16 protein-coding genes are annotated in these 19980 nt (G+C 35.8%); 5 read left to right on the top strand and 11 right to left on the bottom strand.

The annotated features are described in order from the left end of the window. The first annotated feature begins 77 nt into the window (after nt 1-77). Both U860_RS0116445 and U860_RS0116450 read left to right on the top strand, forming a co-directional pair. On the top strand, nt 78-431 hold the full coding sequence (locus U860_RS0116445; RefSeq protein ID WP_025149418.1) for a PH domain-containing protein: 354 nt from the start codon (nt 78-80) through the stop codon (nt 429-431). Nucleotides 432-703: 272 nt separating this feature from the next. Further along, nucleotides 704-1426, top strand: a complete 723-nt coding sequence (locus U860_RS0116450; protein WP_025149419.1) for a hypothetical protein — start codon at nt 704-706, stop codon at nt 1424-1426. A gap of 38 nt (nt 1427-1464) precedes the next feature. Here the strand turns inward: U860_RS0116450 and U860_RS0116455 are convergent, their stop codons facing one another. Both U860_RS0116455 and U860_RS0116460 read right to left on the bottom strand, forming a co-directional pair. Then, nucleotides 1465-4401: a YhgE/Pip domain-containing protein gene (locus U860_RS0116455; protein ID WP_025149420.1), complete on the bottom strand. Its 2937-nt coding sequence runs from the start codon at nt 4399-4401 to the stop codon at nt 1465-1467. Between the two features lie 216 nt (nt 4402-4617). Further along, entirely contained in the window at nt 4618-5190 is a 573-nt protein-coding gene (locus U860_RS0116460; protein WP_025149421.1) for a TetR/AcrR family transcriptional regulator, read from the bottom strand. 482 nt (nt 5191-5672) lie between these two features. Here U860_RS0116460 and U860_RS0116470 point away from each other — a divergent pair, with 482 nt between their 5' ends. Beyond that, nucleotides 5673-6521 carry a hypothetical protein gene (locus tag U860_RS0116470; RefSeq protein ID WP_025149422.1) on the top strand — a complete coding sequence of 283 codons (849 nt, stop codon included), beginning with the start codon at nt 5673-5675 and terminating at the stop codon, nt 6519-6521. 76 nt (nt 6522-6597) lie between these two features. Here the strand turns inward: U860_RS0116470 and U860_RS0116475 are convergent, their stop codons facing one another. Both U860_RS0116475 and U860_RS0116480 read right to left on the bottom strand, forming a co-directional pair. Next, nucleotides 6598-6897, bottom strand: a complete 300-nt coding sequence (locus tag U860_RS0116475) for a hypothetical protein (protein ID WP_002170728.1) — start codon at nt 6895-6897, stop codon at nt 6598-6600. 174 nt (nt 6898-7071) lie between these two features. Beyond that, nucleotides 7072-9438, bottom strand: a complete 2367-nt coding sequence (locus U860_RS0116480) for a DUF6359 domain-containing protein (RefSeq protein ID WP_025149423.1) — start codon at nt 9436-9438, stop codon at nt 7072-7074. 243 nt (nt 9439-9681) lie between these two features. Here U860_RS0116480 and U860_RS0116485 point away from each other — a divergent pair, with 243 nt between their 5' ends. Next, nucleotides 9682-11031, top strand: a complete 1350-nt coding sequence (locus U860_RS0116485; RefSeq protein ID WP_025149424.1) for a DUF4026 domain-containing protein — start codon at nt 9682-9684, stop codon at nt 11029-11031. A gap of 64 nt (nt 11032-11095) precedes the next feature. Here the strand turns inward: U860_RS0116485 and hemY are convergent, their stop codons facing one another. The 4 genes from hemY to U860_RS0116505 form a co-directional block, all read right to left on the bottom strand. Continuing rightward, nucleotides 11096-12517, bottom strand: a complete 1422-nt coding sequence (hemY, locus tag U860_RS0116490; RefSeq protein WP_025149425.1) for a protoporphyrinogen oxidase — start codon at nt 12515-12517, stop codon at nt 11096-11098. 25 nt (nt 12518-12542) lie between these two features. Beyond that, on the bottom strand, nt 12543-13478 hold the full coding sequence (gene hemH / locus U860_RS0116495; RefSeq protein WP_025149426.1) for a ferrochelatase: 936 nt from the start codon (nt 13476-13478) through the stop codon (nt 12543-12545). Nucleotides 13479-13492: 14 nt separating this feature from the next. Further along, nucleotides 13493-14539: a uroporphyrinogen decarboxylase gene (gene hemE, locus U860_RS0116500; protein WP_025149427.1), complete on the bottom strand. Its 1047-nt coding sequence runs from the start codon at nt 14537-14539 to the stop codon at nt 13493-13495. Between the two features lie 189 nt (nt 14540-14728). Beyond that, nucleotides 14729-16846, bottom strand: coding sequence for a PBP1A family penicillin-binding protein (locus U860_RS0116505; RefSeq protein WP_025149428.1), 2118 nt, complete (start codon nt 16844-16846; stop codon nt 14729-14731). A gap of 127 nt (nt 16847-16973) precedes the next feature. On the opposite strand from U860_RS0116505, the gene hmoB reads away from it, so the two are divergent. After that, entirely contained in the window at nt 16974-17465 is a 492-nt protein-coding gene (gene hmoB, locus U860_RS0116510; protein WP_025149429.1) for a heme-degrading monooxygenase HmoB, read from the top strand. A 112-nt stretch (nt 17466-17577) separates the two neighbouring features. Here hmoB and U860_RS0116515 read toward each other — a convergent pair whose 3' ends face one another. The 3 genes from U860_RS0116515 to U860_RS0116525 are packed head-to-tail and all read right to left on the bottom strand — an operon-like array spanning nt 17578 to nt 19833. Beyond that, nucleotides 17578-18993 carry a PH domain-containing protein gene (locus U860_RS0116515; RefSeq protein WP_025149430.1) on the bottom strand — a complete coding sequence of 472 codons (1416 nt, stop codon included), beginning with the start codon at nt 18991-18993 and terminating at the stop codon, nt 17578-17580. Beyond that, nucleotides 18986-19462, bottom strand: coding sequence for a PH domain-containing protein (locus tag U860_RS0116520; RefSeq protein ID WP_002170720.1), 477 nt, complete (start codon nt 19460-19462; stop codon nt 18986-18988). Before U860_RS0116520 ends, U860_RS0116515 begins: the two co-directional genes overlap by 8 nt. Nucleotides 19463-19506: 44 nt before the next feature. After that, nucleotides 19507-19833, bottom strand: a complete 327-nt coding sequence (locus U860_RS0116525) for a hypothetical protein (RefSeq protein WP_025149431.1) — start codon at nt 19831-19833, stop codon at nt 19507-19509. Nucleotides 19834-19980 lie beyond the last annotated feature (147 nt).

Below are 19980 nucleotides of genomic sequence, written 5' to 3' on the forward strand. Positions count from 1 at the left end.
CATATTTGGTGTATGGTCTTTCTTGCTATAATAATATCCATATAGATTGTATTTTAAATAAAAAAGGATTATATGCAATGAATCAAATTTTAGAGGATGCAAAACAACTATTACATCATGAAGAAAACATTTTATCCACTTTAAGATGTTCACTTACTGGCTATATTATTACGCATAATGTCCCTCGTTCCGGATTGTTACTTGCCACTAATAGGAGGGTTATTTTTTATGGACAATCATTCAAATATTGTAAAAATGCATTGATTACGGAATTTGAATATAAAAAAATCCTATCCATAGAGACGAAAAAAACATTCTTTGATAAAAAACTAATATTTTACTATGAAGACGAATATATAACGGTGGGACAAATTTTAAGCTCGAATATTGAAGGGTTTTTAAATGTAATACAGAGAAAAAGAATTCAATAAAGTGAGACTTTAATCGGTGGGGATTCATTCATCCCCCACTGATTATTAGCCCACACCAATCGGGCTTTTACGGAATAAAATACTGTTCAGCTAAAAGAGAAGTACAGTTCACCTTTCTTACAACTGTATTTCTTTTTCATTTTTACTCCTCTCATCCACACTTCTCTTAATTTACTTATCACTCTTATGTCTGTAACCTATTATTCAAATTGAAAAATTTCATATGGAAAATTATGTTATGATTAACTTATACATATTTTGGAGGGGAAATAGTGAAAAAAGCTATTATAGTATTAAGCATCCTATATCTTATTTTAACTGTACATACGGGAGCTGTTCTTTTAGGAAAAGAAGATTATAGAGGTGCTATCAATACATTAAAGGAAACGAAGGAAGTCTCTTCCTTTCAATCTGCAAAAGACGGTGTGATTTTATTAAAAGGAACATTAACTACTACACAACCTATTACAGAGGAAAAACTTCAAAATAAAGAATTCGCACTTCTTGAAATTAATACATATAAACGACGAAAGGCAAATTGGAAAAACATTGATACCGAGCAGCATATTGCAAAGCAGCTCTTACTAAACAATGAAGCTCTTCCTGCATTAAAAGAAATCCGCTTCTCAATGGAACCAATTACACTGTCAGGCAAAGATATTTCCACCGAAGACTACACACTAAAAAAAGATGATACTCAATTAACAATTAAAGGTAAAGGATACCGATACACAGGCATAGAAAACAAATCAGACACTCTTATTTTTGGTATAAAAAAAGGAGATACACTTGAAGGTTATAGTGGCTCTGAAATTCTAATAGGAAAAACAAAAGAGGACATTGCCAGCAACATGAAACTATATACTTTTGCTGAAAGATATGGCCCATTTATTTGGATTGTAGCTACAATTATTCTTATAAGTATTGTTATATACTTGTTCCGTAAAAATAGAAAAACAAATGAACTTTCTCAACCAATAAAACAAGACCATTAAAAAAGGCACCATTTCGGTGCCTTTTTTATTTTCCTTATTTAAGCTTCAACCGATTGATTTTCAGCAATATTTCTAAATTGTCGTTTATGCATCCAAGTTAACGAAGCGATTGTACCGAGTGATAATAAAACGATAAAGATCATTAATATCCCTATATTTTGCCACATGAAGTTAAAATCTCCGCTCGATACTACTGCTTTAAAGCCTGATACAGAGTATGTCATCGGTAACCAGGCATTAAAGTGTTGTAAAAACTTCGGAATTAATTCTAGCGGGAATGTTCCAGCACTTGTTGTAAGCTGCATAATTAATGTTAAGATAGCGATGAAACGCCCTGCGTCACCAAACGCTGTTACTAAACACTGAATTAATGAAATAAATGCTAAACTCGTAACAATACTAAAGAGTATAAAGTATGGAATACTTTGTACTTCTACACCTAATCCGAACAATAATATGAAATCTGCTACTATTGCTTGAATAATCCCTACTGATAATAAAACTCCAAACTTACTAATAAACCAGCTAAACCCTGATTTCGGAACGCCTACTGTATCACGTAATGGGTATACGATAGATAATAAAAGTGCCCCAACGAATAAACCGAGCGATAAGAAGTACGGCGTAAATCCTGTTCCGTAGTTTGGTACTTCCGTCATTCTCTCTGTCTTTACCTTTACTGGGCTTGCAAACATATCATACGTTTTATCTGTTCCTTTTACTTCACCTGTTTTTTCTGCGCCTTCACCAAGTTTCTCAGCAAGTTCACCTGAGCCGTCGTTTACTTTTACGAGTCCATCTGTCACTTTTCCTGAGCCATCTGCTAGTTTATTTACTCCGTCGATTAGCTGGGTTGAGCCAGTTGATAATGTGCCTAAGCCTGTTGTTACTTGGCCTGAGCCATTGGCTAACTTGCTTACCCCACCAACTAATTGGCCTGTTCCTCCTGATAATGTGCCTAAGCCTGTTGTTACTTGGCCTGAGCCATTTGTGACTTGGCTAGATCCCCCCGCTAACTGATTTATCCCCCCAGCCATTTGATTAGCGCCGCTAGATAATTCACCTAAGCCACCATTTAATTTCCCTAAACCACTTGTCACTTTTCCTGAGCCGTCTGCTAATTGATTTACACCTGTGATTAATTGATTCGATCCTGTAGATAATTCACCTAAACCACCACTTAGCTTACCTGCTCCATTTTTCAATTCATTAACTCCACTTACAAGCTTCGGCCCATTTTCAGCCAATTTACTAACACCAACATTTAATTCTTTACTCCCTTGTGCTACATTATTTGCTCCAAGTTTCGCTCCCCCTAACTCTTTACCAAACCCTTGGAAATTAGTAACGAATTTATTTTGCTCTTTTGCTAATTTTTCGATACCAGCTACTAAACCATTTAGATTTTCTGGAGTTGATACCTTTGTTTGTACTCCCTCTCTCTCCTCATTCATTGCACTTTTTAATTGTGATACATTTTTATTTGCTGTACTTGTTGTACCAACAAATTCTGTTGATTTCTTTTGAACTGCCTCTGTGCTTTTCTTAACATTTGCTATAAATGGTTCTAACTTATCTTGATATTCTTGTGGTAGACTTGCGATTTGTTCTTTCAAAGCTGCAACATCTTTTGTTGTTTGATTTGCATTCTCTGCATTAGATAGAGAATCTTCTTTTAGTTGTCCAACGCTTGCCACTGTTTTATTTATCTCTGTATTTACTTGTTGTACTGTATTAGACGATTTCTGTTCATTTGATTGATTAGTTACAACACTTTGTACTTGATTGTTTAAATCTTGCAAACCTTGCTGAATTTTTTGCGCCCCTTCTTCTAGTTGATCTTTTGCACCATCTAGTTTCTCTAGACCACTTGAAAGTTCGCCTGTACCTTTTTGTAATTTGTTAGAGCCTGCAGAAGCACTTTTCAAGCCATTATTTAATTCAATAGATTTATCCTCTAAATCTTTTAAACCACCATACAATTGACCTGAGCCATCAGAAAGATTTCCTATCCCTTTTTGTAACTCACCCGATTTATTAACTAGCAAATTTAAACCACTATTAACTTGACTAGAACCACCGTAAAGCTGTCCTGCTCCATTTAATAGCTCAGTAATTCCAATCTTCATTTCTCCTGTTTTACCGTTTAACATATTTAAACCCTCGGTTACTTTACTTGAACCATCTGTTACCTGATCAGATCCATCTAACAATTTATTAATACCTGTTGTCATCTCTCCTGACTTTCCTTGCAACGTATAAAGACCGTCAGTTACTTTTCCAGAGCCCTCTAACAACTGGCCAACTCCATCCTTCATCTCCCCAGACTTCCCTAGCAGCGTATGAAGTCCATCCGTCACTTTACTTGAACCGTCATGCAATTCACTAGCTCCGTCATGTAATTTATTTGCTCCATCCGCTCCATCTGCTAATCCTTTTGAGACATCTTTTATGGAATCAAACATTTTCTCTGCATATGTTTTCGTTAACGTACTTGATACTTCACCTTTAATTTTTTCGATTGCTGTTCCGCCAATTTGTGAAGATAAGAAATTTAAACTTTCATTTGGAATATATTCTAAGTTTAATGGTTTCGGATCGTCCTTTAATAACGTTGTAGCATTGCTAGAGAAGTTATCAGGAATACGTACTAACATGTAATACTTCCTGTTTTCCATTCCTTCTTTCGCTTCTTTTTCACTTACAAATTCCCATTTAAAACTTTTATTATCTTTTAAGTTATCAACGAGCCCTTTCCCAACTTCAATTGGTTTCCCATCAAATACTGCACCTTTATCTAAATTGACTACCGCGACCGGTAAATCTCCTAACTGTTCATACGGATCCCAAAAAGCCCATAAAAACATACCCGCATATAAAATCGGCACAAATAAAACCGCAATAATTGGGATTAATATTTTTTTACTTTTTATAATCTCTGCAAATTCTTTACTAAACAACTTATACCCTCTCATAATTTCTCCCCCTTTTCAAAATGACCAAAATCTTAATTCAGTCATTTATACGCAAACAAAAAGGCTATATTCTGTTCATACATATGCCTTATCCCCGAATTTATTACTATGCAACTTTTTCTCAATATAATTGTAAATTTTCTATTATCCCTCCTAAATTAAACGTATGACCAATTTGTTCATTTAGTCATTTTTTATAAAATTAAAAGGATTATCTTAATTTGACAATCCTTTTAGTAAATAAAGTTCGAATAATTCCGAGATTTTTTCTTTTTCTAACGGTTCATGATTTTTCTCCCAATCAAAAATAAGGGATACGTATAGGCGAAGCATAATAAATGCTGTAATTTCTGGATCACACTTACTAATTTCACCTTTTTCAATCGCAATCTCTAAATAAGATTGAATGAAAGAAACGATTTCCACATCTACTTGTTGCATCACTTCTTGTACTTCTTTCGTTCCCATATCACGTTCTTCTTGAATGAGTTTAATCATGAGCTGATGTTCTTTTCTAAATTCTAAAATGCTATATAATGCCTTATGTACATTTTCAAAAAATGAAATATCTGAACGAATTGCGTCTTTTGCAACTTGCTTCATTTCTGTAATTAAATTAGAAATAATTTCGCCAAATAGTTCTTCTTTATTTTTGAAAAAAGTATAAATTGTTCCTTTTCCTACATTCGCTAACTTCGCGACTTGATCCATCGTCGTCGCCTTATAACCGAATGCTGAAAAAGACTTTGTTGCAGCTTCAATAATAGAACGTTTTCGATCTATAGCCACATCGTCACCTCCAAAAATGACCAATTGGATAATATAGTCAACCGGTACATATTTGATATTACCACACGCTTACATTCTATACAAGTTCTCTTTTTTAGTTATTCCCAGTATGAAAAAATTCCAGTCAATTTATATAATACTGTCATAGTGTATCAGAAGAAAAGAGAAAAAGAAAAGGTGATCTTAAGATATAAATCTCAACATCACCGTTTTACTATTTCAACATAGAAAGCATAATTCTCTCTAACTCTTCTTTATGTATATGATCGAATAGTGCTTTTTCTAGTTTGTCTAAACTAGAATTCAATATGCCCTCTCTTTTCCTTTCACTCTGACAATCATCTTCTACAGTGAAACCTTACTTAACAGCACATAAATTTCTCTTTTTCTAATAATCAAATAAAAAAACAAGAAAATCTTTACAATTAATAGTAATATAGAACATAGACATATTTATAAAAATAGTGGAGGCTTTTTCAGTCATGGTGCGTGCGCTTCGTTTAAATATAAAGCAAGCTTTTGGTAATCGTGTTTCTTTAATTATTATGTTTAGTGGATTAGCTCTTATTTCTATTTATCATTATTATTATGTTATTCGTTATTTAGGAGACGCAGCGAATGAGTCGATAACAACAGCTGTTAAATGGATTGGATTTAGGGATAATGAAATGGATGTTTATTTATTATTAATGCCAGTTATTGCAAGTTTACCATTTAGTACAAGTTATAATTCCGATAAATCCGATGGTTTCAAAGCTTTTATAAGTAAGGAAGTTTCCATATTCTCGTATTCCTTTACAAAGTATATCGCTACATTTTTCTGTGGAGGATTTCTTTATACTTTACCATTCATTCTTTCTTTATTATTTTGCAAATTAACAATTCCAAATGGAACACCAGCCGCCGGTACTGGCATGATAAACGACAACGGGATGTTCGCAGAGTTATATTATTCTTCTCCCCTTACTTATATTTCTATATATATTGGGATTAATTTTTTATTCGCTGGTTTAATGGCCCTCTTAGGTTTAGCAGCGTCCACATGGTCACAAAAGGATTACATGGCAATTCTGTTTCCATTTGCAGTTACTTCCATTCCTTACGTCCTAATAAATACAATATTCCCTACAATTGGCGGAGCACCTATTCATTTGTATGATCCGAAACAACCATTACAGGGAATGTCACCGTACATTTTAATTATGCAATGTGTATTTTTCTTCCTTGTCGGCTTATTCATGTATATAAAAGGTTTACAACGGGACAAAAAAAGGTATATGAGAAGACTTCAAAGGCGAGATCGATGTAGAAAGGCGTTTCAACCATTATAAAAACCTAGTTTCCTTATGTTACATAGGAAATTAGGTTTTTATTATTATTAAAAAAGCTAAATGCAATACTGCACTTTTAAGGTGTACCAGCCAAACTCCACAGAATAACAATAGCTGCATAATAAATTGCTCTAACACCTACTACTAAACATAATAAAATAATTGCGTATTTACTTAATTCCTCTTTAGCACCTAATACAGTAAAGATAACTGCCAAACCAAAGGTTATATAAGAAATTGCGTTGTTTATTGCAAAATACAACGTATCTAAATGCTGCATAAGCCCTGTTATGTCTGCTACAAACTGAAACAGTACAACAAGACTGAAAAAAATACCAAGCTGATTCATTAATCTCCCATTTAATCGGGCTAACATCTTTTGTCCCCTCCTTCCAAAAAAAAAAAAATATTCAATTAATTTTATCATAAAACTTACAAAAAAAGGATTTTCTATATATAATCCTAAAAATTAGTTATATACTATTAATTTATTGCTCGGGCCTCTTTCCACAAAATAAAGAACGCTTAGATACCTAAGCGTTCTCTCACTTTAAGAAGCCTTCTTCAAATCAATTTGAGCAAGTACTGGATCGTGGTCACTTACACGTCCATGTTCTTTCATAATGTTTGAATTTAAGTGTACAGGGTCTATAATTGTGTGCGGTGCGATATTATTCGTTACTAAAATATGATCTAGCACTTGTGCGTTCCCCTCATGAATGTACGTGTAGCGGTTCTCTTTCGACAATGTGTTTAACATATCTTTTAATATCGTTCCTTGCATTTCCTTTAGTGGTTTTGAAAATTCGAAATCATTCATATCACCTAGGACAACAACTGGCGCATTTGTTTTCTTTTCTTGAATACCTTTTACAAAACGATTCACTTCTTGTGCTAATTGCACTCGTTTCTCTTCACTCTTTAATACGAGCGGCTGTACTTTTCCAAATGGCGTTGCATCTCCTAATTTTGAATTTAAGTGATTTGCAACTACAACGATGTTTTGTCCTTGGAACGTAAATTCTGCCGCTAATGGTTTACGTGTACTTTCAAATAATGCATTTTCGTCTCCGATGCGAACTACATTTTTATCTAGTAACTTCGGTACTGTCGCTAATTTTACACGTGATGGGTTATAGAAGAAACCGACGCGAATGTTTGCTCCAGGCGCTCCTCCGTCTTGATTGTTTTTCGGCGCAACTTCTACATACTCATACTTCGGTCCACGAATTTCTAATACGGCATCAATAATACGTTTTGCACTTAAAGAAGCATCTGTTGTACCGTCATTTATTGTTCCATTATTATCTTGCATTTCCTCTACACCGATAATATCTGGCATTTTTAAATTGTATTTAATAGAATAAGCTAACGCTTTTACTTTCTCATCTGATGTTTCTTTTTTATTCGCTGAGAAGTTTTCAATATTATATGTAGCAACTGTTAACTTATCAAGACGTGGCTGAATATTTGCCCCTACTTGCTTAAATCCACCGTCCGTTACAGATGGTAATTCCGTTACTGGCGAAATGCGGTATGAACCGTAGTCATATCCTACTACTCCTGTTATATCTCCAATGAAAGTATCTCCTACTTTCGCTACATAATCACGAGGTACCTTTACAGAAAGACGTTCTGGGTTTAATTGGTCTTCATCTAAAAGTGGTGTACCAAATTGTGTTACCACCTTATTGCCACCATTTTTAACCGTTACGTATAAGTTACCATTTTTCTGAGGAGCGATAATTTTTGGTGTTGGCATCGTAACGCGCATGCCTTCTACACTCTCATAAAAATCAATTGCATCTTCATTCGGATCAAATAAACCAAATGCATCATTATCAATAATTTGATCAGGGATTTTCACGCCATTTTCCCCTAGTACAATCGGTGCTGGTAGTTCTTGATTATTTGCAAGTACTGAAATACGACTCGCCTTAATTTCTGTCGTCGTTAAATCTGTTTCAAATCGCTCTGCATATCCAGGTCCAACATATTCTTCTACTTCTCCATCAACTTGAATAAGATCTCCTACCGCTACATTCGCATCTTTTTTGTATACATAAATACCTTCTGACGTAGCTGGGTCATTATCCGGTTGATTATCTTCTATATAAAAACCATTTTTATCAAGCGCTGTGACAACGCCTTCCACATTGTTTACTTTCTTCCCGTTATAAGGAGAAATATGTGATTTCCCTTGAATATCATGAATACGAACTGGTTCATTGTTTACGATAATAAATGAAAATGTCGAAACCGCTGAAGAAGTAAGTCCTTCTTTTTCTGCGATTGCTTTCACTACACTATTTTCATTCACTATAATTTGTCCGTTATAACGAACACTTTTATTTGTAGGATTAGCCCCATCTAACGTATAGTAGATTGTTGCTCCTTCTGTATTCGTTGTTAATGTTACCGCTGTTCCTTTTGCAACTTCCCCGCCGTTTGGTGAAGCCACTACATCGCTAACACGGTTTTGTTCTTTCCCTTGAAACTTATGAGCTGTTACTGATTTTAAACCTGGACTACTAAAATATAATTCAAGAGTCCCTGTTAATTGAACTTTCTTACCGATATTTTCAGGGTGATCTTTCACATTTACTGCCGATCTCACATCGCCTTTTGGCAATTGAACAGGCATTATCTTGTCTGGATTCGTTTCGTTTGGCGAATCGGCAATTGCTACATTTGTGTCGTCAAACTTAGCCGGATCCTTGGTGTATTTAGAAGGACTTTGCGTATATCCGACAATATATCCTTCCACTATCCCCTTCGTTTTCCCTTGCTGCTTAAATACTTGAATTGCTTTTTCTACCGACATAGAAGCATTTTCTTCTGCTTGCGCTAAAGTTCCAGTAAATGAAAGCAATAGTATCAATGATAAAAAGACACTTAAGAGTTTCTTCACAGCCATTTTCCTCTCCTTAATTCATATTTTCTCAGCATTTCTATCATAACAAATGATTCGTTATATAGAATGATATTTCGACAAGTTTTACAAAAAATTTATTTAATTTACAAGTTTTCAAACTATAATACAAAATAATAATTTTACACCTTCTACGAATGCGATTTATAATATTAAAGAGATAAAAAACAGAAAATATCGAAAGTTCATTGGCATGTAAAATGGATTCATTTGAATAGGAGTGATTGGATGCAAGCACAAACCGAAACATACCGCGCAGCTATGAATGGAACATTAGAACGTCATTTTTCAGATATGATTGCTGTTATACCAACTAGAATTACAATTGATCAGTTAAAACAACGGCTAGAAACTATCTCTACTAAAGTTGATGAGTTAAAAATTGTCTATAGTGATGAGACAAGCCTTATTGTAGAGTTACATCTGGATGAAAAAGTCATACCATATGAGCTACACATAGATGAAACGGATGATCCAGAAGAATATAAAATGTACAATAGACAAGATTCCACAATCGTAGATCATACTTTTGAAGATGCTGCTTTTGGCACTGAGATTTTCACACGTACACTATTTGTAGGCGATGTACTCAGCTGTTTTTTCCATCAGTTGCAATTTTTATGGCACCTTGCACCGGACTTGTTATTTGTAATCGATTCTAGTGCAGCCATGAAGGTCATATCTAGAAACTATATTGAATATCACGTTGAGAATGAATTATTGCCTGACATTCCTGACTTATACGTTATTCATTCTGTTTATGAAGACGATACAGAAGGCGAGCCTACGCAATATTGGTTTCATACACACGGCCTTTTAAGAGCAGGCGTAACAGAAATAGAATTAATTATTCCAAATCGCATTTCTTCCTACTACGGCATTGGCGATCTTTTTCAAACATTTGCTAATAATGCCGTTGAGAATGGCCAAGTCCCAATGAATGAGTCTATCGTTATCGCACATAGTCAGCAAGGTTCCATACATACAGTAGCCGTTCCGTGGGAAAAAGGTTTATCTTACATTGGACATAAAACGAGTATGGATCAATTATCTTCAATTGAGGATGAAGAAGTGAAGCTACAGCCAATCGATGCACAAAACGTATTTCTCGGGGGGATGGATGACCGAGATGAATACCATCAATCTCCATCTGTTCTCTTGTTTAAATGTAATACTACAGAAGAATATATCGAAAGCTTTTTCAAAGAACACGAGGAAGCTACAGGGCTCATGTTCTATAAAACAAATAGTGAAACGGATCGTATGGCTTATAATGCAAAAAATACTTTCGGGTATTTCAGCAACATTTTTCACATTGAGCAATCGAATGAAGATTTTCGTTTTCTCGCTAAGTTTGGTGTCTCCTACGAAGAGGGAAAAAGTGAACATATGTGGTTTGAAATGCAAGACATTATGGAAGATATGATTCAAGGAATACTCATTAATGAACCGTATTTTATTGAAGATATGAACGAAGGTAATTCTTATCATTTAGATTTTGAAAATTTAACTGAGTGGGTTATATATGCTGGAGATGCAGTTATAAAACCAAATAACTTATATATGTTTATTGGCTAACAGGTATTTTATTCAATAAACAAAACGCCTTCAATATAATTGAAGGCGTTTTGTTTGAAATATTTTAACGTGCGACTAATTCAGTCTCCATTACTTTCTCCAAATGAAATAATACATGCTTTGCCGCTAATTCTCCTTGATTAATACACGCAGGAAGACCAGAACCAGCGTAAGAACTTCCGGCTAAGTATACACCTGGTAATTCTTTCTCCATAAATGTTGTGAGCTTTTTCATTCGCTCTTTATGGCCTACTGTATACTGAGGCATCGCTTCTTTCCAGCGGCTCACAATTGTGAATTCTGGATCTGCTGTAATATCCATCGTCTTTTGTAAGTCCTCTAATACGAGCTGCACAATTTCCTCATCCGTTTGTTCGACGATCGCTTCATCACCAGGGCGTCCGACGTAACAGCGAAGGAGTGCTTTTCCTTCTGGCGTTGTATGCGGCCACTTTTTATGAGTCCACGTACATGCTGTAATGGAGAAGTCACTATTACGTGATACGACAAATCCCGTTCCGTTAATATCACGCTGAATTGCAGACTTTGGAAAAGCTAATGCCACATTCGCAACTGATGTAGACGGAATGTTACGGAAGAAACGAAACTGCTTGTACTGCGCAAACATAGACGGCAATCCTTTATGCGGAGCTGCGACTACAATCGCATCTGCTTCCATTTCTTTTCCGTTACTAAGAGTAATCGTATAGCCATCACCAAGTTTTGCGACTTTTTCAATACGCGTTCCCTTCAATACCGTACCTTCATGAATCTTCGCTTCAAGAGATTCTACTAAAGATTCTAAACCGGTTTTCACAGTTTGAAAGATTCCTTTTTTCACTTCGGTCTTCTCTTCTTTCGGAGCAAGCGTACGCATACCGAGTGAAATACTACGGTGCTCCTGTTCAATTTGATAAATTTGAGGGAATGTTGACATTAAACTCATTTCATCAATATCCCCTGCATAAATACCCGATAATAATGGCTCAATTAAATTTTCAACCACTTCATTTCCTAGACGGTGTCTGAAAAATTGCCCGAGTGATTGATCAGAAACTGGTTTTGATCTAGGCATTAATAAGTCAAAACCAGCTCTTAATTTACCAATTGGGGAGAACAATCCGGAAAATAGAAACGGAGTAATTTGCGTTGGAATTCCCATCATTGACCCGTTCGGCATTTTGTGTAACCGATTGTTTACGAGAACGAACGATTGACCTGTCGCATTATTTACAAGTTCATCGCCAAGTCCTAATTCTTTCGCTAATCTAGCTGCGCTCTCTTTTCTCGCTAAGAAAGAATCCGGTCCACGTTCAATTGTAAATCCATCTTTTCGAACGGTTTGAATTTTCCCGCCAAGTTTACCCGACGCTTCTATAAGCAATGTATCGAACGGCAAGTTTTTTTCGCGAATTTCTTTTTGTAAGTAATACGCTGTCGATAGGCCTGTAATGCCACCGCCGACGATCACAACTTTTTTCCTCAAAATAGTTTCCCCTTCCCTTTTAGTATTACAATACTTCTTCTTTTTTCTTTAATACAACATCTGTTAAGCAATCAATAAATGCTGCTGATGCGTTTGGCATTTCTGAACGATAATATTTCGCGCCAATTTCGTCTGTTACAACTTTACACTCGAAGTCATTGTCATATAAAACTTCTAAATGTTCAGCAACAAATCCAACTGGTGCATATACGAATGAATTGTAGCCGTACTTTTCATTTAGTTCTCTCGTTAAATCTTGTACATCTGGACCAATCCAAGGGTCTGGTGTATTTCCGGCACTTTGCCATCCCACTGCATAATTTGTTATTTCTGCACCACGTGCAATATAGTCAGCTGTTTCATTTAATTGATCTGGATATGGATCGCCGAGTGCGATAATCTTTTCTGGTAAGCTATGTGCAGATACGATTAACACTGCTTTTTCACGTTCTGCTTCTGACATACCGTTATATATACCTTTCACTGTATCGACCCAATACTGAATGAACTTCGGTTCTTTATACCAGCTATCAATGCCGTGAATTGTTAAGTTTCCAAGTTTTTCTGCTTCTTCTTGTGCTCTTCCTACATACGATTTCACGCTAAAAGTAGAATAGTGAGGCGCAAGAACTAATGCGATTGCATCTTCTATTCCATCATTATGCATAGCTTGTACTGCATCTTCAATGAACGGCTCAATATGTTTCAAACCAAGATACATATGGAATTCCACTTCATCCTGCACTTCATTTAAACGCGTCTCTAACTTCTTAGCTTGCTCTAATGTAATAGTAGCTAAAGGAGAAATACCACCAATTGCACGGTAACGCTCTGTTAAATCTTCTAGCATTTCAGGACTTGGCTTTCTTCCTCTACGAATATGTGTATAGTAACGCTCAATATCTTCTTCTTTATATGGCGTTCCGTATGCCATTACAAGCAAACCAATTTTCTTTTTCATACAGCTATTCTCCTTTACTTCGCTAACTGTTCTTTAGAGTATTCATGAATAAATGTAGTTAAACGTTTTAATGTATCTGGATTTACTTCTGGGAATACACCATGACCTAAGTTAAATACGTAACCTGGTTGTTTCATCCCCTGGTCCAAAATACCTTTTACATGTTCTTCAATGACAGACCAAGGCGCTAGTAAGAACGAAGGGTCCATATTTCCTTGTACCGCCTTATGAACACCGCGTGCGCGTGCTTCTTCGATCGGTAAGCGCCAATCTAAACCTACTACATCAAGAGGTAAGTCGTGCCATTCATTCACTAAGTGTCCTGCACCAACACCATGCATAATCATTGGAACACCCATCGTGCGAACTTCCGCAAAAATACGCTCCATCGTTGGTTTAATAAATACGCGATAATCTGCTACATTTACTGTTCCAACCCAAGAATCGAAAATTTGAACAGCTTTTGCTCCTGCGTTAATTTGCGCTTTTAAATATGTAATAACCATATCTGCAAGCTTATCCATTAAAGCGAACCAAGCTTTCGGCTCTGCATACATGAACGCTTTCGTATTATGATAGTTACGTGAAGGACCGCCTTCAATCATATAGCTCGCTAACGTAAATGGAGCTCCTGAGAAACCGATTAACGGAACATCTAACATTTCTGTCGTTAATAAACGAATTGTATCTAGTATGTACGGTACGTCATCTTCTGGATTGATTTCCCCTAATTTTTCTACATCTTGTAAAGAGCGAATTGGACTATCGATTACTGGGCCAATACCAGATTTAATTTCAACATCAACACCAATTGCAGGTAGTGGTGACATAATATCTTTATATAGAATTGCTGCGTCTACGTTATATTGATCAACTGGCAATTTTGTAACATAAGCGCACAACTCTGGATTATGTGTAATTTCAAATAAAGAATATTTCTCTTTTATCTTTCTATATTCCGGCTGTGAACGACCTGCTTGACGCATATACCATGCTGGTACATACTCTGTGCGTTCCCCCCTACATGCTTTTAAAAATGTCTCATTTATATTTCTTACCAAGACCCTTGCTCCCTTCCTTACCGATGCTTTTACTTTAAATATGTTCTATTCCGATATTTATCTTTTTTTACTATACAGCTTGTAAAAACAAAATGCATAATATTATGTACGTTGTTCATTAAATTGACACAAACGTTCGTAAAACCGCTTACTATTTTCACAACATTCTTATTATAGCACAGAGAAAAACTACGGTTTAGCTACTTTTGACTTTTCTCCTTCACGATTCGTTTGTGTGTTATATGGCACAACGTAAAAACTCGGTTTTGAGAATATGTTAATAAACTTTTCCTCATATTTCCCCGTTCCTTTTACTGTTCCAACATGAGTATGAATTCCTTTTTCCACTTTATAAATTCGATACATAATTCGCTCATCAGGAAGTGGTGTCCAGCTTAGTTTCATCGCAAATAAACCGAAAGGACTAAATGATAGTTTTGCTTCCACGTTTTTAATCTTATGTAAGCGAATCGGTAGTCCGATTGTTTCAACGCCTTTTGGCCTTTGAAAACTTGCTGTATCTTGTATGTTGGCTTTCGTTAAAATCTTCTTAAATAACATCGTTGCAGATGCATTTCCATCTTGTAATTGATGTTCTTTATCAGTGCGGTCATAGCCAATCCAAACCGCTCCAACTAAATTCGGCGTATATCCAACAAACCACATATCCCTTGCGCCATGATCGTCATTCGGAAGCGAAGTTGTACCCGTCTTTCCTGCTAGCGCTCCGTTATATACACCTGCTTTCGCTGTACCTTCTTTCACAACTCCTTCAAGCATCTTTGTCATATACCATGCCGTTTGCTTTGAAAAGACTTTCGTTTCAGATTTTGATGATTCACCAATGACTGCACCGTGTCTATTTAGCACTTTATCAATAACGTGCGGTTCGATTATATTCCCATTCGCTAAAAAAGAGCGGTACATTTTAACAAGATCAAATGGAGAAACGCCATTTTTCAATCCACCAAGTGCTGTGCTTAAACCAGAGTCCGCAATATGAACATTCCCTTTCTCTAAATATTGCTTTCCTTCTTCTACCCCTAGCTCATTTAATAAAGATACAGCTGGTACATTGGCCGATTCTAACACTGCATCATACATCGTCATTTCTTTCATATATTGATGATTATAGTTTCGAGGTTCATAGCCTTCGAAAGAATTTTTTTCATTTGTTAATAAAGAATACGGATTATATTTTTTCGTCTCTAAAGCTGGTCCATATACGATAAGCGGCTTTAAAACAGAACCAGGTTGCCGCTTTGCAAAGACACGATTAAACCCTCTCGGAACATACTCTCTTCCTCCAATCGCCGCTTTAATTCCGCCAGTCCGATTATCCATTAATAAAAATGCACCTTGCGCCCCGTTTTCTTTACCAGGGAAATTGCTTACATCTTGAAACTGGTTATATGCTACCTTTTGAACTTTTTCATCCATCGGTACGACAAATGTATATCCTCCGCGCAGTACTTCTTGATGAGACAAACCATATATACGTGCCGCTTCATCGACAACCATATCGATATACGGCATATATGCAAGTTCACGTTCATCTACATTTTTATAAAGAGCGATTGTCTTCCCTTGATAACGAACACTATCTTCCGCTGTTAAATAGCCTTGTTTATGCATAAGTGACAAAACAAGATCACGGCGCTCTTTACTCTTTTCCAGAGATAAGTACGGCGAATAGCCATTTGGTGCTTTCGGAAGACCAGCAAGCATCGCCCCTTCTTCTACTGTTAAATCCTCTACATTTTTATTAAAATACAATTTGGCCGCCGCTTGAATACCGTAAGCTCCATGGCCGAAATAAATATGGTTCATATACATTTCAAGAAGTTGCTGTTTCGTATATTTTTGCTCTAACTGAAGAGAAATTGCGACCTCTTTCAATTTGCGCGTAAATGTTTTTTCTCGAGTTAAAAAGACATTTTTAGCTAGTTGCTGCGTAATCGTACTACCACCTTCTACCTTCTCTCCAGCTAACGTGTCTTTATAGAGCGCCCGAAATATAGAAGGATAATCAATTCCTTGATGCTCATAAAAACGAGAATCTTCCACAGCAACAAATGCTTGCTGCACGTACTTTGGAATTTGTTCAATCGGTACGAGCTCTCTATTCTCTACATATAATTTCGTAATTTCTTTTCCTTTCTGGTCAACGATACGTGATGAAGAGTGGAAAACGAGCTGCTTTTCATCCATCATATAGCCACCAGCTAACACAATAAGTTTATAGAGTACAATCGCTACTACAAACGTTGCTACCCCGCCTAATAAAGTCCACTTTACTTTCTTCATACATCGGCCTTCTTTCCAAATGATGGTACATTTATTATTTGAAAAAGGACTATCTTTATGTATATAATCTTCGAAGTTTTTTAAGGGAATTGATATAATAGAGACAAACCAAAAAGGGGGCATTAAAATGAAGGCTGTTATTTCATACGAAACACCTCTAGAACAAGCACATTTCACTGCAAAAAATAATGAAAAAGATATGTTTTATAAAGAAAATACAGAAGAATCTGTAGAAGGTTCACTTAAGTATGACGTATTAGACGCTGTTGGAGAATTTAAAGGACAACCTGGCTTTATCGTTTGTAACAACATTTCTGTAACAGACGAAGGTCGCCCTGTATTTGAAAACCGTTTTAAAAACCGCGCAGGCCTTATCGAAAACGAACCTGGTTTCCAAGCAATCCGCGTTCTTCGCCCATTAAGTAATGATACATATGTCATTTTAACGATGTGGGAAACAGAGCAAAACTTTAAAGACTGGACAGAATCACGTTCATTCGAAAATGCTCATAAAAAACGCCCTGCACAAGCAGAAGCGCAGGCGCATCCACATGCCGAACAGCAAAAAAGCATTTTCTCTCGTCCATCTTTTGTGACTACTTTTGATGTGTTAGTTTAGGTTTTGAGTACGTGATTTGGGGTACAGAGACCGCGGTACATGAAATTATATCAACGATTTTCCGAATATATCGACTTATCAACAAATCACGACACACAAAAAGGAAACACCATTACACACCGGTGTTTCCTTTTTCTTTGTACCAATTATATATACGAAGTGCATCTTCTTTTCGCATATGCTTCACTTCATAACCGCGCCCAGCTACCGCTACGGGAGTTGTACATAATTTATCTTTTCTTTGAAAATACGATTGATTATAGCCTACTGCTTGAACATGTCTTCGTCGCATCATTCCTGTATATTTCGAAAAATCACGGTACACGACCGTTAGTTGATTTTCTCTTATTGCATAACCGCCACTTTTATATCTAGCATACGCAAGTAACGAAAACACGATAAATAACGGTAAAAGAACGAATAACGCAATATATTGTTTAAAATATATACTCACGCCGACAATTGGAACAGTGAGCATGATACTTATTAACCAGCCCATAATGACATAACGACTCAACGCTGTTTTTGGTAAATGAACGATCTCCTCTTCGATTTCATAAGGTAACTCTAAATATGTGAGCAGGCGCTGTACATATTTTTTCTTCATAAAAGGATGTAGCATCACTTCGTTACTTGCTGATCCAATACTTTGAATTGCTTCCACTTCAACAGCACAATAACCAAATGGCTGGCGAAGAATACCTTCTTTCACAGTAATCGCTTGAATGCGGTGCAATTTTAAGACAAACTCTTTCTTTTCAAATAACCCTTGAACGATACAAATCTCTTCCCCTTTTCGCTCAATTTTAAAGTTTGCATATTTTAACACATATCCAGCCGTAGAAATAATCCATGAAATCGCCATTAAAATTACTGCAATCAAAATTAGTTTATAGACACCATTCCCCATCACATATGCTTCTATTTTATTTGTGAACCTTTCCGGAAGAACATAATCAAACTTTGTGTAAAGAAGTACTAGTCCAGAAAACACTAGTCCGAACCGACCAGATGTAATCGCTGCTGCTAAAACTTCTTTCGATGTTAACTGATAAACCGTCTTGCTTTCTTCCTCTTCTATTTCTTCATTTACGGTAATTTCTTTCTTATGTAATAAAGAGATTAAATGTTTTGCTTCATCTTCCTTAATACCCGCTAACATCACTTCTGGCTCACTACCGCCGCCCGCTACTTCTATATTTAACTTCGTAAGTCCAAGTATTTGATAAATGATGTTAGAAGACGTACTGATATTTTGCACACGGTCTTTATTTAAGTAGCTTTCCTTCTTTACAAAGACACCGTGCTTTATATGTAAAATATTATTCTCGATCCAGTACACTTTAAAATACCATTTAATTGCTGAAAAAATAGCCATAATGCATAAAATAAACAAAAGGAAAAGATAAAATAAATACCAAGATTCCACTTGTTCATCAGGTTTAAATAAAACAAGAATAATAAGTGGCAACAAACTCGCAACCCTAATACCTAATAATATCGTGATTGGATGTTGCCTCTTATACATCCTCATCACTCACCTTCGCCAGTTCTCCAATTTGTCTTTTCAACTGTTCTGCTTCCTCTTTCGTTAAACCAGGAATACTATGAGAAGTTGCCGCTGTTGAAATGTGTAATTCTGCTAAATTATACTTTCTCATAATTGGCCCCTGTTCAATCGTAACGTGCTGCACACGAATCATTGGAATAAGTACGCGCTTTACAACGAACATGCCCTTTTGAATTTCAATCTCTTCTTCATTTAACCTATAACTATAATAGCGTTGACGTAAATTTGGAAATACAAAATAATCAAGCGGTATGTATATAATGGCTCCCGTTACTAGCAATCCAAACAACCAGCCCCACCAATGAAAATTAATCATAAAAAAGAAATACGCAATTACGACTGCTAGTATAACTGCAGCTCCAATTAAAGCGTGAATTCTCCACACTTTAAGCATATTAGAATGAATCTCTCTTTCTAACGGTTGCATGACATCACTCCAACTATATGAATTTATTAATTACATATTAGTTGTTATATACATTTTTGTAAATTTACAGTTCCCTGCATCGTATCAATCACTTCTTTAAAATTCCCTTCATTAATGGTATACACTTGAAACTGAATATAATCTATCTCATTCGTATCCGGATTAGCAAATAGTAAAATGGTAAACCTAGCTGCCGACCTTCCTAACATATCTACAATCATAAGAGCAACGTCAATATGCTCAAAGTCTACACGGAATGCTACCGCTTCTCCCGTACATTCGTAATCTTTAATCGCATCATATGACTTATTTGCACTAATCAGCATCACTTTTAATAGTTGGTTTAAATTTTCCGGTTTAAAATTAATCATTTATATAGCTCATTTTTCAATAAAACACTACGGAAACAGTATAATCTTATAATTTCATAGCTTCACACATCAATTATATAAAAATAAAGCTAGTTTTTTATAAATTTTTTGATATAATTACATACGGGAAACGGGAAGAATTTTGTC

It is taken from the genome of Bacillus sp. H1a, from assembly GCF_000633475.1.
Classification (GTDB): domain Bacteria; phylum Bacillota; class Bacilli; order Bacillales; family Bacillaceae_G; genus Bacillus_A; species Bacillus_A paramycoides.

Bases quoted from the DNA above. Each gene is read 5' to 3' on its own strand.
- U860_RS0116445 (WP_025149418.1), top strand. From the start codon at position 78: ATGAATCAAATTTTAGAGGATGCAAAACAACTATTACATCATGAAGAA.
- U860_RS0116455 (WP_025149420.1), bottom strand. From the start codon at position 4,401: ATGAGAGGGTATAAGTTGTTTAGTAAAGAATTTGCAGAGATTATAAAA.
- U860_RS0116470 (WP_025149422.1), top strand. From the start codon at position 5,673: ATGGTGCGTGCGCTTCGTTTAAATATAAAGCAAGCTTTTGGTAATCGT.
- U860_RS0116475 (WP_002170728.1), bottom strand. From the start codon at position 6,897: ATGTTAGCCCGATTAAATGGGAGATTAATGAATCAGCTTGGTATTTTT.
- U860_RS0116480 (WP_025149423.1), bottom strand. From the start codon at position 9,438: ATGGCTGTGAAGAAACTCTTAAGTGTCTTTTTATCATTGATACTATTG.
- U860_RS0116485 (WP_025149424.1), top strand. From the start codon at position 9,682: ATGCAAGCACAAACCGAAACATACCGCGCAGCTATGAATGGAACATTA.
- hemH (WP_025149426.1), bottom strand. From the start codon at position 13,478: ATGAAAAAGAAAATTGGTTTGCTTGTAATGGCATACGGAACGCCATAT.
- U860_RS0116505 (WP_025149428.1), bottom strand. From the start codon at position 16,846: ATGAAGAAAGTAAAGTGGACTTTATTAGGCGGGGTAGCAACGTTTGTA.
- hmoB (WP_025149429.1), top strand. From the start codon at position 16,974: ATGAAGGCTGTTATTTCATACGAAACACCTCTAGAACAAGCACATTTC.
- U860_RS0116515 (WP_025149430.1), bottom strand. From the start codon at position 18,993: ATGTATAAGAGGCAACATCCAATCACGATATTATTAGGTATTAGGGTT.
- U860_RS0116520 (WP_002170720.1), bottom strand. From the start codon at position 19,462: ATGCAACCGTTAGAAAGAGAGATTCATTCTAATATGCTTAAAGTGTGG.
- U860_RS0116525 (WP_025149431.1), bottom strand. From the start codon at position 19,833: ATGATTAATTTTAAACCGGAAAATTTAAACCAACTATTAAAAGTGATG.